The sequence below is a fragment of the Desulfuromonadaceae bacterium genome (assembly GCA_019429445.1).
Taxonomy (GTDB): domain Bacteria; phylum Desulfobacterota; class Desulfuromonadia; order Desulfuromonadales; family JAHYIW01; genus JAHYIW01.
In genome coordinates this window covers 1-14449 of record JAHYIW010000018.1, presented here as the reverse complement: position 1 = coordinate 14449, position 14449 = coordinate 1, and the positions used below count along the sequence as shown (strand labels likewise).

At 53.6% G+C, this 14449-nt stretch carries 12 protein-coding genes; all 12 read right to left on the bottom strand.

Annotated features, from left to right (window positions below; all coding sequences use genetic code 11):
• Positions 1-153 precede the first annotated feature (153 nt).
• On the bottom strand, positions 154-909 hold the full coding sequence (locus K0A93_08655; GenBank protein MBW6512163.1) for a septal ring lytic transglycosylase RlpA family protein: 756 nt from the start codon (positions 907-909) through the stop codon (positions 154-156).
• A gap of 23 nt (positions 910-932) precedes the next feature.
• Positions 933-1838, bottom strand: a complete 906-nt coding sequence (locus tag K0A93_08650) for a hypothetical protein (GenBank protein MBW6512162.1) — start codon at positions 1836-1838, stop codon at positions 933-935.
• A 104-nt stretch (positions 1839-1942) separates the two neighbouring features.
• The gene (locus K0A93_08645) at positions 1943-2896 is read right to left on the bottom strand and encodes an acetyl-CoA carboxylase carboxyltransferase subunit alpha (GenBank protein ID MBW6512161.1); all 954 of its coding nucleotides are present in this window, start codon (positions 2894-2896) and stop codon (positions 1943-1945) included.
• 67 nt (positions 2897-2963) lie between these two features.
• Entirely contained in the window at positions 2964-6437 is a 3474-nt protein-coding gene (dnaE, locus tag K0A93_08640; GenBank protein MBW6512160.1) for a DNA polymerase III subunit alpha, read from the bottom strand.
• 273 nt (positions 6438-6710) lie between these two features.
• On the bottom strand, positions 6711-7301 hold the full coding sequence (locus K0A93_08635) for a Maf family nucleotide pyrophosphatase (GenBank protein MBW6512159.1): 591 nt from the start codon (positions 7299-7301) through the stop codon (positions 6711-6713).
• Between the two features lie 123 nt (positions 7302-7424).
• A complete protein-coding gene (locus tag K0A93_08630) occupies positions 7425-7862 on the bottom strand; it encodes a hypothetical protein (protein ID MBW6512158.1) in 438 nt (145 codons plus the stop codon).
• A gap of 298 nt (positions 7863-8160) precedes the next feature.
• On the bottom strand, positions 8161-9057 hold the full coding sequence (locus K0A93_08625; GenBank protein MBW6512157.1) for a nucleotidyl transferase AbiEii/AbiGii toxin family protein: 897 nt from the start codon (positions 9055-9057) through the stop codon (positions 8161-8163).
• A complete protein-coding gene (locus tag K0A93_08620) occupies positions 9044-9592 on the bottom strand; it encodes a hypothetical protein (GenBank protein ID MBW6512156.1) in 549 nt (182 codons plus the stop codon). The genes K0A93_08625 and K0A93_08620 overlap by 14 nt, the downstream gene beginning before the upstream one ends.
• 127 nt (positions 9593-9719) lie before the next feature.
• The gene (locus K0A93_08615) at positions 9720-10787 is read right to left on the bottom strand and encodes a transcriptional regulator (GenBank protein ID MBW6512155.1); all 1068 of its coding nucleotides are present in this window, start codon (positions 10785-10787) and stop codon (positions 9720-9722) included.
• Between the two features lie 38 nt (positions 10788-10825).
• Positions 10826-12190 (bottom strand): UDP-glucose/GDP-mannose dehydrogenase family protein, encoded by a 1365-nt coding sequence (locus K0A93_08610; GenBank protein ID MBW6512154.1) that lies wholly within the window; start codon positions 12188-12190, stop codon positions 10826-10828.
• A gap of 23 nt (positions 12191-12213) precedes the next feature.
• The gene (locus K0A93_08605) at positions 12214-13635 is read right to left on the bottom strand and encodes a sugar transferase (GenBank protein ID MBW6512153.1); all 1422 of its coding nucleotides are present in this window, start codon (positions 13633-13635) and stop codon (positions 12214-12216) included.
• 287 nt (positions 13636-13922) lie between these two features.
• Positions 13923-14449: GDP-mannose 4,6-dehydratase (locus K0A93_08600; GenBank protein MBW6512152.1), on the bottom strand; the 527-nt coding region annotated here is incomplete at its 5' end.

Below are 14449 nucleotides of genomic sequence, written 5' to 3'. Positions count from 1 at the left end.
CCCGCGCGTGCATCAAATTTGTCTCATTCGTTAATTTTTTTTGCGCTTGTCCGCGACCCGGCACCCATGACCGAACGACTGGCATACGACATGTGCAAGTTTATCGAATTTCCGGCCAATAGCTACCAGTTTACCTTGCACCCGATAAAGATTTCAATCCACCGCCACCACAAACCCTTCAAAGCCGTCAATAGCGAACTCCATTAACGCTGACTGTGCCTCCTCCAACGACTCATATTTCCCGGCATGAACGCGAAAGAACGTCTTCCCGTTAACCACCCCACGTCGCAACCCGGAATGCCCGTAACGTCGCCCCAGATCATCGGCCAGACGCCGGGCATTCGCTTCGACACTAAAAGCGCCCACCTGCACGGCAAAAACCCCGGAATCGTAACTCTTCGGTTGCTGATAACTGACCTTGCCGCTCGCTCCCTTGATCTGATACCCGAGCGCTTCAATCCTCACCGGGGCGGTGCCGGGCCCAACCACATCGAGCTGCCGGGCAGCAGCGTACGACAAATCGATGATCCGGCCAACCACAAATGGGCCGCGATCATTCACCCGCACCACTGTTTCCTTGCCATTGTCGAGATTCTTGACGCGCACAAAAACCCCCAGCGGCAGAGTTTTATGTGCAGCGGTCATCGCGTGCATATCGTACGTTTCACCGTTGCTGGTCTGCTTGCCGTGAAAATCCTTGCCGTACCAGCTCGCGCGTCCCTCATCAACAAACCCGGTATGATCGAGTAATGGCACATAACGCTCGCCATTGACCTTATACGGTTTTTGATGCCCTTTAAGATGCTGATTCGTTGGATTATGTAACACGCGGGAAGAATATTGCGGGGCGCCACAGGCGCCACAGAACAAACAGAGAACGAGGATAACAAAGCAACGGTTACGCAACATCACGACTTTCGATAGCAGCGGGATCAGTCACCGCGATGGAGAAAGGCTTCAACTTCCTTGAGCGTCGGAATGGCGGTTCGCCCCCCAAGTTTGCGGGTCTTGATGGCCGCACAGGCGGTCGCGAAACGCACCACCGCCTGCACCGGCCACTGGCGTAACAAACCGTAGATATATCCGCCGTGAAAAACATCTCCGCAGCCGGTGGTATCAACCACTTTGACATTGTAAATCGGCTGATGAAAGAACTCCCCGGCGCCGGTCAGCGTCCAGCTGCCTTTGACGCCGAGGGTGACCGTCGCGGCCGCGCAGCCGTATTCGAGCAGCTTTTCCAGCGCCGCCTTCGGCCCCTCGTCGCCGACCAACTGCCAGGCAAATTTTTCACTGACCACCGCGTGGTCAATATAACGCATCAGTTCAAGCATTGAAGGGCGCAGCGTGCCACCGTCAAGAACCGTCGTAATTTTGTGCTTGCGCGCCAGCTTCGCTGCCAGCACCGAGATCTCCACCTGGAGTCCATCGAGATGCAAAATACGACTGTTCACGATCATGTTGGGATCAATGTCACTTTTGACCAACGGCCGGTAACTGCCGCGCTTCCAGAAAATATTCCGATGCCCATCCTGGTCGACGGCAACAAATGCGAACTGGCTGCGCGCCCCGACCTCGGTGACCAACCCCTCACAGTCAACCCCTTCTGAAATCAACCCGCTGCGAATCCGTGGGCCAAAGCTGTCGTCGCCAATCTTGCCGACAAAAGCGGTCGACACGCCCAGCCGGGCCAATGTCACCAATGCCGTTGCGACCGGACCACCCCCCTGAATCAGCGTTTCATTCAGCTCGGTTTTGGTGTCGATTTCCGGATAGTCATCGATGCGCCCGATAATGTCGAGGGAGCATTGACCAAGACCGACCACATCAAATTGATTCATCTTTTTGCTCATACCACACGATCCGCATTATCCGCAGCATCTTGAAACAAAACACCCCCTCCGTCAGGGGGGAGAGGGTGAGAAGATACTGCGTGAGAAAGGGGTCAGTCTTTGACGATCGTCATTGCCCGGAACTTCTGGTAGCGCTGCTCAACCAGCTCATCGGGACTGAGTTTTTTCAACTCAGCCAGATGCTGACGCAGCACCAGTGCAACATTTTTACACGCCGCGTCGCGGTCGGTATGTGCGCCGCCATCCGGTTCGGGAATAACGCCGTCAATCACCACCCCGAGACTGTCAACGTCGGTTGCGGTTAATTTAAGGGCATCGGCCGCCTGTGGTCCCATCGTGCCGTCCCCCCAGAGAATCGCCGCACACCCTTCGGGAGAAATGACCGCATAAACTGAATATTGCATCATCAGCACCCGGTTTGCAACCGCAAGCCCCAGCGCGCCGCCGGAGCCGCCTTCACCGGTAATGGTGGTGATCACCGGCACCTTGAGTGCCGCCATCTCACGCAAGTTGCGGGCAATCGCCTCCGCCTGTCCACGCTCTTCGGCGCCGATACCAGGGAACGCACCGGGGGTGTCGACAAAGGTGAAGATCGGCAGACCGAACTGCTCGGCCAGCTGCATGACGCGCAAAGCCTTACGGTACCCCTCAGGGTTCGGCATGCCGAAATTGCGATAGACTTTTTCCTTGGTATCGCGCCCCTTCTGGTGGCCGATAATCGCACACGGCTCGCCATCAAAGCGGGCGAAGCCGGAGACGATTGCCGGATCATCGCGATAATTGCGATCACCGTGAACCTCGAACCAGTCGGTGAAAATCGTGTTGACAAAATCGAGCGTGAAGGGGCGATCGACGTGGCGTGCCAGCTGGGTGCGCTGCCAGCGACTGAGATTGGAAAAAATTTCGTCACGTAATTTTTCGGCCTTTTTTTCCAGTTTGACAATATCGCCGGAAAAATCGATCTTGTCGGTCGAATAGTCTTTCAGCTCACGTATTTTCTGGCGAAGTTCGGCCAGCGGTTTTTCAAAATCGAGAATGACTTGCATTTTTTAACTCCCGTGACGGTCACGATGACGCACCACACATCGCAACAAGCGTGGTCAGACCATCTGCCTATTCAAAAGTGACGACATTGTAGCCGAACAGACGCTCCGTGTCATCCATTAATTGGTCGCTCGCGGCCACCCGAAAACGCTCATCAATACTGATCAACGTTTCACTCCGGTTGGGGATTACTAAGTGAATGAGGGGCTGGCATTCCCCCCGATGGCGCTCGATAATCGACCTTAATTCGGTCAATTGTTGCGCCGCCAGCCCCGGCGTGGTAATCCGGAAGTGCACCCGCCGGGTCTCCCGTTTCTGTACGTCATTCAACGCCAGAATCTCCTTGGCCAACAATTTACACGATTCTTCGTTGATGTCGAGTTCGCCGGAAACCAGAAGCGGCTGCTCCCCCTTGAGCAACTCTACCGCTGCGGCATACACTTCAGGGAAAACCACGATCTCGACGAAGCCGGTCAGATCCTCCAGGGTCACGAACGCCATGCGCTCCCCTTTTTTGGTCGTCAACTCTTTCATCCCTGAGACAATACCACAAACCCGGACCTCTTCCTTGTCCGCCCGTTCAATCAGTGCCGACGTCTCGCAGGTTGCAAAACGCTTGATCGTTGCACTGTGCCGGGCGAGCGGGTGTCCGGAGATAAAAAACCCGAGGGACTCTTTTTCAAACCCGAGCAGGATATTCTCCGCCCATTCGGACACTTCGGGCAACTGCCGGGAGGAACTCCCGCGCAGTGACATGACCTCTTCCGTGCCGAACAGCGACTCCTGTCCCGAGGCCCTTTCTTTCTGGGCCTTTTGTCCAATCTCGACCGCTTCATCAAGAACCGCCAGACACTGGGCCCGCTTGACATCAAGGGAATCAAAAGCCCCGCATTTGATCAGCGCCTCAAGAACCTTTTTATTGACCTTGCGCAGATCAACCCGTTCGCACAGATCGTGCAAAGAGGAAAACGGCTCATCGCGGCGATCCTCAATGATTGACTCAAGAGCCGCCGCGCCCACCCCTTTAACCGCCCCCAGACCGAAACGAATGGCGTTGTCGTGGACCGTGAAAGTGCGTTCCGAAGCATTAATGTCGGGGGGCAGGATTTCGATCCCCATGGAACGCACTTCGTTGATATTTTTGATAATTTTATCGGTATTCTCCATATCCTCGGTGAGCAGCGCAGCCATGAACTCAACCGGGTAATGGGTTTTGAGATAGGCGGTATGATAAGCCACCAGGGCATAGGCTGCCGAGTGTGATTTATTGAAACCGTAGGCGGCAAATTTCTCCATCAGATCGAAGACCGCCTCGGCTTTTTTAGTGTCCAGCTTATTCTCTTTAGCCCCTTGCAGGAACAAGCCCTTCTGCTTCGCCATTTCCTCCGGCTGCTTCTTCCCCATCGCCCGGCGCAACAGGTCAGCACCACCAAGGGTGTAGTTCCCGAGCACCTGGGCTATCAGCATAACCTGTTCCTGATAGACAATCACCCCGTAGGTGTCATTGAGAATCGGCTCAAGTTGCGGGAAGGGATAGGTAATCTCTTTGCGTCCATGTTTGCGGTGGATAAAATCATCGACCATCCCGGAGCCAAGGGGACCGGGACGGTACAGCGCGCAAACCGCAATGATATCCTCAAAACAACTCGGCTTCAGCTTGACCAGCAAATCCTTCATCCCCGAAGATTCGAGCTGAAACACCCCGGTCGTTTTCCCCTCCGAGAGCAGTTCATAGGTCAGTGGATCATCATCGCGCACCAGATTGAGATCAAAATCGGGAGCCTTCTCCTGTTGGATCAGACGCACCGCCTTGTCAAGCACCGTCAGCGTCTTCAAGCCGAGAAAGTCAAACTTGACCAGACCGATCTGCTCGACGTACTTCATGGCGTACTGGGTGATCTGCCCCCCCGACTTCGGGTCGGTGTAAAGGGGGAGATATTCCGGCAGCGGCCGGGGAGTAACAACGACCCCGGCGGCGTGGGTCGAAGCGTGCCGGGTCAATCCCTCCAGCGCCAGCGCCACCTTGACCAGCTCACCAACCCTGGCATCCTTGTCCACCAGCTCCTTGAGTTTCGGTTCCTGTTGCAGCGCCTCCTTAAGGGTGATATTGAGGACCGCCGGGACCATCTTGGCAATCCGGTCAACGTCATTGTACGGCATGTTCAGGGCGCGACCGACATCGCGCAACACCCCTTTGGCCTGCATCGTCCCGAAGGTGATGATCTGGGCAACGTTGTCAATACCGTATTTTTGGCGCACGTAATCAATCACCGCTTCCCGCCCGTAGATACAGAAATCGATATCGATATCCGGCATCGAGACCCGTTCCGGGTTAAGAAAGCGTTCGAAGAGCAGATTATAGGGGAGCGGATCAAGATCGGTAATGCGCAACGCATAAGCGACCAGGCTCCCCGCCGCACTCCCCCGTCCGGGACCGACCGGGATCTGCTGATTTTTGGCCCAGACAATAAAATCCGCGACAATCAGGAAATAACCGGGGAACCCCATCGACTTGATACATTCAAGTTCAATTTCCAGCCGCTCCCGGTACGCCTGTTCGTCGGCGCTGGAAAAGTTCGGACGCACTTTGCGGATTTCGGCGAAACGTTTGCTCAACCCGGCATGAGCGTCTGCGGACAGAACTTCATCAAGGGTTTTATCCGGCGGCTTGTCATACTGGGGAAAATGGTAGGTGTCAAAATTAAGCTCAAGGTTGCAGCGCTCGGCAATGACCACACTGTTGGCCACCGCCTCCGGGACATGGCTGAACATTTCTGCCATCTCTTGCGGCGTTTTGACATAAAACTGATCGTTATGGAAACGCATCCGGTTCGGATCATCCATCGTCTTGCCGGTCTGGATACAGAGCAGCACTTCGTGGGCGTAAGCATCCTCGCGGGTCAGATAATGACAATCGTTGGTCGCCACCAACGGCAAACCACGTTCCCGACCGATGCGGATCAAGCCTTCATTCACCGGGGTCTGTTCGGGGATTTCGTTCTCCTGCAATTCAAGATACAATCGATCATCATCAAAGATTGCACTCATGGCCTGCAGCCGCTGCAAAGCGACATCTTCATGGCCGGTTCTGAGCAAAACCGGAACTTCGCCACCCAGACAGGCGGTCAGGGCAATGAGTCCCTGATTATATTCACGCAGCAATTCCCAGTCGATCCGCGGCTTGTAATAGAACCCCTCGCGGTAGGCGGCTGAGACCAGATGGCAGAGGTTGCGATAACCGACCTGGTTCTGACAGAGCAAAACAAGATGGAACGACGCATCAGCCGCACCGCGCGCGCTGCTCTTGATGTGCCGTGATTCCGGGGCCACGTACAGTTCACAACCGATGATCGGCTTGATCCCCGCCTTCATGGCTTTGGTATAAAACTCAATCGCGCCAAACATATTGCCGTGGTCGGTAATCGCCACCGCCGGCATCTTGAGATCGTGGCTACGTTTGATCAGATCATCAATCTTGATGGCACCGTCAAGCAGACTGTACTGGGTATGCAGGTGCAGGTGTACAAAGGGAGCGTGTTCCATAAAATCCATTTTCATGCGTGGTGTTTCAGTTCAGTTACAGAGACGATCAGCAGCGGCATCGGCTCAGCGCAGCCGCATGATCAGCGGGGCACTGGCAACGTCAAGACGCTCTAGTACCCTGTCACCCATAATCTTTCGCATCTTGCTGGTTCTTTGCCGCGTCAGCTACGTTCCGATTTCAGCTGCTTAGCTACGGCCAGGCAACAGAAATCGCGCCTTGCTGACACGTCAAAGCCCTGCGCAATCCCTCGAAATCCTATCGGTTACAGGGTACTAGGAGCCTCCCAGCAGGTGATAATCGAACTCTGCCAACAGGGTGACCAGTTTGATCAACGGCAAACCGATCAACGCCGTATAATCGTCCCCCGCCAGCTTTTCCATCAGCGCAATCCCCAGCCCTTCAATCTTGAATGAACCGGCGCAATCGACGGGATTCTCGCGAGCAACATAGTCAGCGATGGCGGATTCGGAAAGCGTCCGCAAAGTAACGGCAAAGGTGGTGAATCCTGTTTCGCAGCGGCCGGTAGCGGCATCGACAACCGCCAGACCGGTAAAAAACGTATGGGTCTTGCCGCTCATTGCCGCCAATTGCTTGATCGCCTGCGCCGGAGTGCCGGCCTTGCCCAGGGTGCGCCCTCGGGCATCGACAAAGACCTGATCGGAACCGATAATCAGCGCATCGGGATAATCATCACGCAGACTCAGTGCCTTTTGCTGCGCTTGATGTTTGACCAGCAGTTCCGGTGCGACATCCTGTAAAATCGCTTCCTTAAAACGCGGTGCGGCACACGTATATGGAATGCGCAATTGACGCAACAATTCACGGCGATAGGGGCTGGTTGAGGCAAGGACAACGGTGCGCAAGAACGGGACTCCTTTGTCTTCAGCCGGTTGATAACGGCTGAATTGCGGTGGGCTGTTGCGTCCAGTTTTACCGTAGCCTCAGCTGAAAAGCAAACGCTTTTCAGGTCGATTGCGTCGCCCTCATCAAGCCACCGATCTCCAGGCTGGCGGTTCTTCGGCAATCAACTGCGGCAGACACAACGGGTGTGGTCGACTCATCCCCGGCAATGTCTGCCAACGCCCCGCACACTGGTAACCGAGCACCTGAGCCGCCCCCTCCCCCGGCGGGTGCAGGGTGCAAAATGTCAACGACTGCACCGTTTCGCGCAAAATCTGTTCAAGCTGAAACTGATCGTAGTGATTGATAAAGCGCCGGAAGGTTGCAACATCCAGCCACCGGTCAATAAAGGTCACTGTAACCTCATCGCCGACCTCCAGCAACAGCGCAGTTTCATCGACTCCGTCACCGACAATGGCCTGCACGGCGTGGATTGTCCCGCCATTAGCGCGGCGCGGTTCAATCCGGGAAATTTGCAGATAGAGTGCGTGGCCGTCACCATCCGTCATTGTCATCCATACCATAACTGCCTCCTGATAGCGTTGCGTGTTTAACCAACCATACCAGACAACTGTGACAGAATGAGTCACACGCGCAATCCACGGAGTGGATGACCAGGCTGAAATTTCGTCCTCCAAAACCTGTGATTTTCCGGGGAGGGAGGTCTTCAGTAGACGAGTACCCTGTGACCGGTGGCAAGCGCATTTTGTATTATATACAAAACATCTGCAGGACTGAACCACTATGCCCTGAAAAAGAGATTCTTAACCGGCTGGGCATCAAATCGGAACGAGGGCATCAAGCTTGAATCAAGATTTTGGATCACATTTTAAATGTGTATATTTTAGGCGGATTTGTGAGCGACCGATTAACCTGATTACATTCCGCACAAATAACCCCCACAAGATACGGCCAGAACGCTTCATTCTCAATCGTTTCCACAACAATGTGTACGGGCAGAAATCGTTTCATTTCTTGACTAAAATCACGCTGAAATTCCGGATCCAGTTGCAATTGAGACTTACGCTCATTTAACAAAATCAAAAATTCCGCCGTACTCCGCTGACGATCAAGAATCTTGTCTGGTAGCAAATCCAGCGGCAGTTCGACCCCAAGTTGTTTAAGCCAGACAATATCCCAAAGATCACGATTTTTCAGCCGGTTTGGCCGCAAACCCAAGGCAACAAGCTTATCAGCCAGGATTTCCTCGCGGCTTTGCGCCTGAATGATCAGGCCGGCAGTTCCCATCTCGACGCCATAATGGTTGCGCACCATCACAGGGCGCCGATCATAGCTGGGCAAGGCGCAAATATCGATATTAATTCTTTGCGCAGGCAGTGATTTTTGCTCCGGTCGGGTGTTAACTTTCATCTTCCAGGTATCAACATTCCCGACCTCTCTCTTCGGCTCATCCACCGTCACCTGCAAACCATATTTCGCTTCCAGCCGGTCAACAAGAATAGTCGCCAAATCGCCCAACGTCTCACGATCAAAAGTTTTGCCACCGGTAAAATCTAAATCTTCACTCAACAGCTGAGAACCATAACAGGCACGCAAGCAGGTTCCACCGATAAAGGTCAAGGTGTCGAGACAGCCAGCGGCATTCATTTCACGCATAATATCATGATGGAGAAGTTCTTTCTCAACCACCGCCCGCAACGGCGCAAGCTCAGCCTTATTTTTCATCGCCTGAAGAACCAGTTGATCAAATAAATTCATTGGCGGCATTCCAGTCAATTAAAGCGGTACTCCGTTTAGTTGCCTGCATATCCTTCAGCGCCAAGGCAACGGATGCACGCCACAAACGGCAATCAACATCATAGGCCAACTGATCGCTTAAATTTTTCGGCCGTTTCTTGGTGTGAACAAACTCAATACGACCAAAATCACCACAATTTACAATGTGGCTGCGCCCAGAAGACATCAGGGTGATCCAGTTGACAGGGATCTGCGAAATCACCCCGGCATCGCTGAGCGCCGTCTCAAGACTGATATAATTAAAGGCATCGGCGCGCAATCTGGCAGCGGCATGAAACAGAACCAGGCCGCTGGCAAATTCCACCTGCGGGTACAAATATAACCCCCGGCAGATGCGCTTGAGCAGTCCATCTTTGACCCCGCGACAGACCAGCGCCTTGAATCCCCCCTGGCTTTGTTCGGGCATTGCACCCTTCAAATCGACAAGAGAAAACAGGTAATGTTCATTATCCGCGAGTTCTGCGAGAATTTTTGCCAGTTGCTTCAGCGGTTGCATAGGCCATCCAGGTTCACATAAAGTTACAAATCATGTATCTTTATGTAAACCCAAAAAAACAGATTGTCAAGACGAGGTCAGGCAAAGCCATGCGGATTCTGTTGCTGCCTCGAAAGCAAGTTGGCTGTCAGGGATTTTTCGATACATTTAGCCACCGTGACGCAACGGGGCGGACTTTTCTCGCCCCCTTCAAGCCGTGCTCAAGAGCGGCACAAAACGCCCGGCGCAAAGACTCTGGTTGCAGCACCTCGACATCGGGAAGGTAGGAATAGAGCCAGGAAAGGAGTTCTTTTTCGCCCGCGGCGGTCAGGGTCAGGATCAGCGCCCCGTCGGTTTGCTCGTCAATGATCTGCGACGGATGCCACTGCCGTTCACGAATCAAATGGGCGACCTGCCGACCGAATCGCACCCGAATGGTCAGCGCTTTTTCATCATCAATGAGGCCGAAAGCGTCCCCGGTTACGGCATCGGGGCTGAAATCTTCCGGAACCTCGAAGCGTTGATCGCTCACCTCGATGCGGTCGAGACGATCGAGTAAAAACAGGCGGTTGGCACCCCGGTTGTGGACGTAGCCGACAACGTAAAGCGCCGTGTCATAAACCAGCAACGTGTAGGGATCGACCAGATACGCGCTGCCGGCCCGATGCGGCGGAGTGTAATGCAGGGTGCAGCGATACTGGAAGAGCAAGGCACGGCGCAGTTCGGTAATCACCTCCCGCCGGCCACTGTAGTCACGCGCCCCCTGGTAGCGCGGCGCGGCACTGTGGGCAATCCGCTCCAGATGCGCGACGCTGCGCGGCGGCAGGCTGGAATGGATTTTACCGAAGATCGCGTTGAGTTCATCGGCAAAGGGGGTGCCGTGCAGAAAATCCAGCTGCCCCCGGCACAGGGAGAGGGTCATTAACTCATCAAGGGAAAAAGTGATCGGCGGGATTTTTCTGAAGCCGGTAATAAAGCGGTACAGCATCCGCCCGTCTGCTTCACGTTGCGCAACGAGGGGATAGCCGGCATCACGAATGGCGTCAAGATCACGATAGACCGTCCGCCGGGTGACGGCACATTCTTCCGCCAGATCGTCGACCGTAGCACCGAAACGCGCTTCCAGAATCCGGATGACATCATGGAGGCGCGCCGCCTGGCTGTACTTCTTTGCCGGTTTGCCCCGTTTTGGCGCGGATTTACGCGCGCTGTCCATAGCTGCCGACCCACTCCGCACCCACCGTAAACAGACGGTCAGGCGCGACCATCGCTATTGCCCCCTTTCCCCGCACGACCGATGCCGTAGTAAGTAAACCCGTCGGCAACCAGCAGATCAGGATCGTATTGATTGCGCCCATCGAATATCACCGGCTTTGCCATCAGCCGTTTCATCGCCCCGAAATCGGGGTGCCGGAACGGTTTCCACTCAGTCACCAGCACCAGCGCATCGACCTCCCTGAGGGCATCATATTGATGATTACACAATTCCAGTGCCCCGGAAGTAAACCAGTCGGCAGGCAACTCCTGACGCGCAGCGTCCATGGCAACCGGGTCGTAGGCCTTGACCCTGGCTCCGGCCGCGAGCAGTGCGGCAATGACCACCTGCGACGGAGCCTCACGCAGGTCATCCGTCCCCGGCTTGAACGCCAGCCCCCACAGTCCGAAGACTTTTCCGTCCAGACAATCTCCAAAATGCGTGCGAATTTTGTCCACCAACACCATTTTCTGAACCGTGTTCCGCTGATGCACCGCCTGCAGCAACTGCGGCTGCAACTGCTGCTGCTGTGCCATATGAATCAGCGCCTGCACATCTTTGGGAAAGCACGAACCGCCATAACCACAACCGGGGTAGATAAATGAATAGCCGATGCGGTTATCGGAACCGATCCCGCGCCGCACCATTTCGACATCGACCCCCATGCTGTCGCAGAGCCCGGCAATTTCATTCATGAAGGAAATCTTGGTCGCCAGCATGGCATTGGCAGCATATTTGGTCATCTCCGCGTCGCGGAGCCCCATCTCCAGAATGCGGTCATGACTGCGACAGAAATCGGCGTAAAGACGCCGCATGATCTCGGTTGCGCGGTTACTGGCAGAACCGATAATGATCCGGTCCGGCTTCATGAAATCGTCAACTGCGGCCCCCTCCTTGAGGAACTCGGGATTACTGACCACGTCGAAATCGATGTCGACAGCGCGCTGATCCAGTTCCTGCTGAATCGCGACGCGCACCTGATCCGCCGTCCCGACCGGAACGGTTGACTTGTCAACGATTACCGCATAACCGGCCAGGTGACGACCGATCTCGGCGGCAACCCCGAGCACAAAAGACAAATCGGCTGCGCCTGCCGCCCCTGGCGGGGTGCCGACCGCGATAAAGTAAACCTCTGCATCAGCCATCGCCTCAGGCAGGGAGGTAGTGAACTTCAGGCGCCCGTTCGCATGATTATTGATCACCAGCGCATCCAGCCCCGGTTCGTAAATCGGAATTTTCCCGGCACAGAGGCTGGCAATCTTCATCTGGTCAGAGTCAACACAATAGACCGTGTTGCCCATCTCGGCAAAACAGGTGCCCGTCACCAGCCCTACATAGCCAGTGCCGACAATGGCAATTTTCATCGAAAATATCCCTTCATACTTCGCTAACAACTTCCTTCACGGAACAACACGACCTTGACTGTTTTCAACAGAATCTTAATGTCCAGCCAAAAACTCCAGTGATCGATATATTTAAGATCAAGACGGACAATGTCGTCAAAATCGGTGATCTGATTGCGGCCGTTAACCTGCCACATACCGGTAATTCCTGGTTTGATGACAATGCGTTTACGGTGCCAGTCCTCGTACTCGGCAACTTCGGCGGGAGTTGGCGGACGCGTCCCGACCAGACTCATTTCCCCTTTAAGCACATTCCAAAACTGCGGCAACTCGTCCAGACTGGTCTTACGCAAAAGGTGTCCGACTTTTGTAATGCGGGGATCATTTTCAATCTTGAAAATCGCCCCGTTCATCTCATTTTGGTCGAGGAGATCTTTTTTACGCTCCTCGGCGTCGATATACATCGAACGATACTTCCAGCACATGAAGATCCGACCGTTTACGCCGACCCGCTCCTGACTGAAGAAGATCGGTCCGGGGGAATCCCGTTTAATTGCAATGTAAAGAAAAGGAAAAATGACCAGATTGATCGTCAGCCCGACCAACGCGCCAACAATATCCAGCACTCTCTTGTAAAACAGTTGCTGTGCGTCGAACGCCTTGGAATGGAAGGTCAGAATCGGGATGCGCTCGTGAAAAAGGCTGAGTTCACGACGGCTTTTATAAACGTCATAGTCACCCAATACCATACGAACCGTTATCCCAAGCACCTCTAAGTCTCGTAGATATTCTTCAACATTGATGGTCAGTTCCTTGGGTCGCGGCAAACAAAAAACAACCTCGTCAACCGTTTGACTCTTACAAACATCCATCAGCTGACCTATTTGCCCAAGAACCGGATAGCCACACATAAACTCTTTGGCTCCGGCGTTTTGTGCTTGAACAAATCCGACAATTTTCAGGCCCCAGTCTTCGTGTTCTTTGACCAAAGAGATAAATGTCTCTGCTTTTTTCTCGGAACCAACAATCAGTAAATTTCTGGAATTGAACCCCTTCTTTCGCAGGCGATTAAGTACAAATTTAAGCGAACATTTTTCAATCACGCAAAACACAAAGGCTGTTCCAATAAACAGCAAAAAGAAACCTCGTCTAAAAAAATCGTAATTTAACAAATAAAAAATGGAAGTAACGGCGATGCCACCAAAAATGTGAACATTGACCAGCTTGGCCAGGATGTCAAAATAACTTAAACGACGGATCGATGAATAAAGATGATGATGAAAGAGCAGAAAGCACCAGACTGGCACAATAATAGAGATGGTCCACAGGTTTTCCCGGAGCGTGTTGTGATCACTGCCAATGAAGTAACTGCGCAGATAATAGGCAACAATAAATGCACAAAGGACAGTACATGAATCGGAAAAAACCGAGAGACGATTAAAAACTTTAGCCTGTTCTCTTAGCATCAATATGCCCTCCAGGTTAGAAAGCTGGGGGAGGAAGATACCACTAAATCAACAACAGGACAACAGCGGATTAGGCCAATCAAAAAGATTCAAGACAGTTCCCGACCAACAGCGTTGTAGTATAAAAAAGTGGTTGTCGGTTGCGCTAAGTTACTGATAATAAATAATTCATGTCTTTGAAAGTGTCAAATTTCGGTGAACAGATACCCAGATCTTTCAAAGCGCAAACAGCCTGCTCAATAGGTTCTTTAAGACTCTTAACCTTATATGGATATTCGCAGAAATTATCAACTTTTGCTGTATCCATGCGGATTCTGTTGCTGCCAGCGCCAGGCATCAGTACACATACGCAAGACATCGTATTCGGCCCGCCAGCCGAGTAATTTTTGCGCCAAAGTCGGGTCAGCATAGCACATTGCCACGTCGCCAGGGCGACGATCGGCAATTTTGAATGGCACCGCACATCCGCTTGCCTGTGCAAAGGCATGAACAAGCTCCAAAACGCTGGCGCCATGACCGGTCCCGAGATTCACCAGAAGGCTGCGCTCCGCTCGAAATAAATATTCAAGGGCCGACACATGGGCGCGGGCCAAATCAACCACATGCAGATAGTCACGCACCCCGGTGCCGTCGCGGGTCGGGTAGTCGTTGCCAAAAACATTCAGATACGGACGCCGGCCGACCGCCACCTGACAGATGAAGGGCATCAAGTTATTCGGTATGCCGCTCGGATCTTCGCCGATCAATCCGCTCGCATGGGCGCCAACCGGATTAAAATAACGGAGTGTAGCAGCGTGAAAAGCCGCATCCGCCG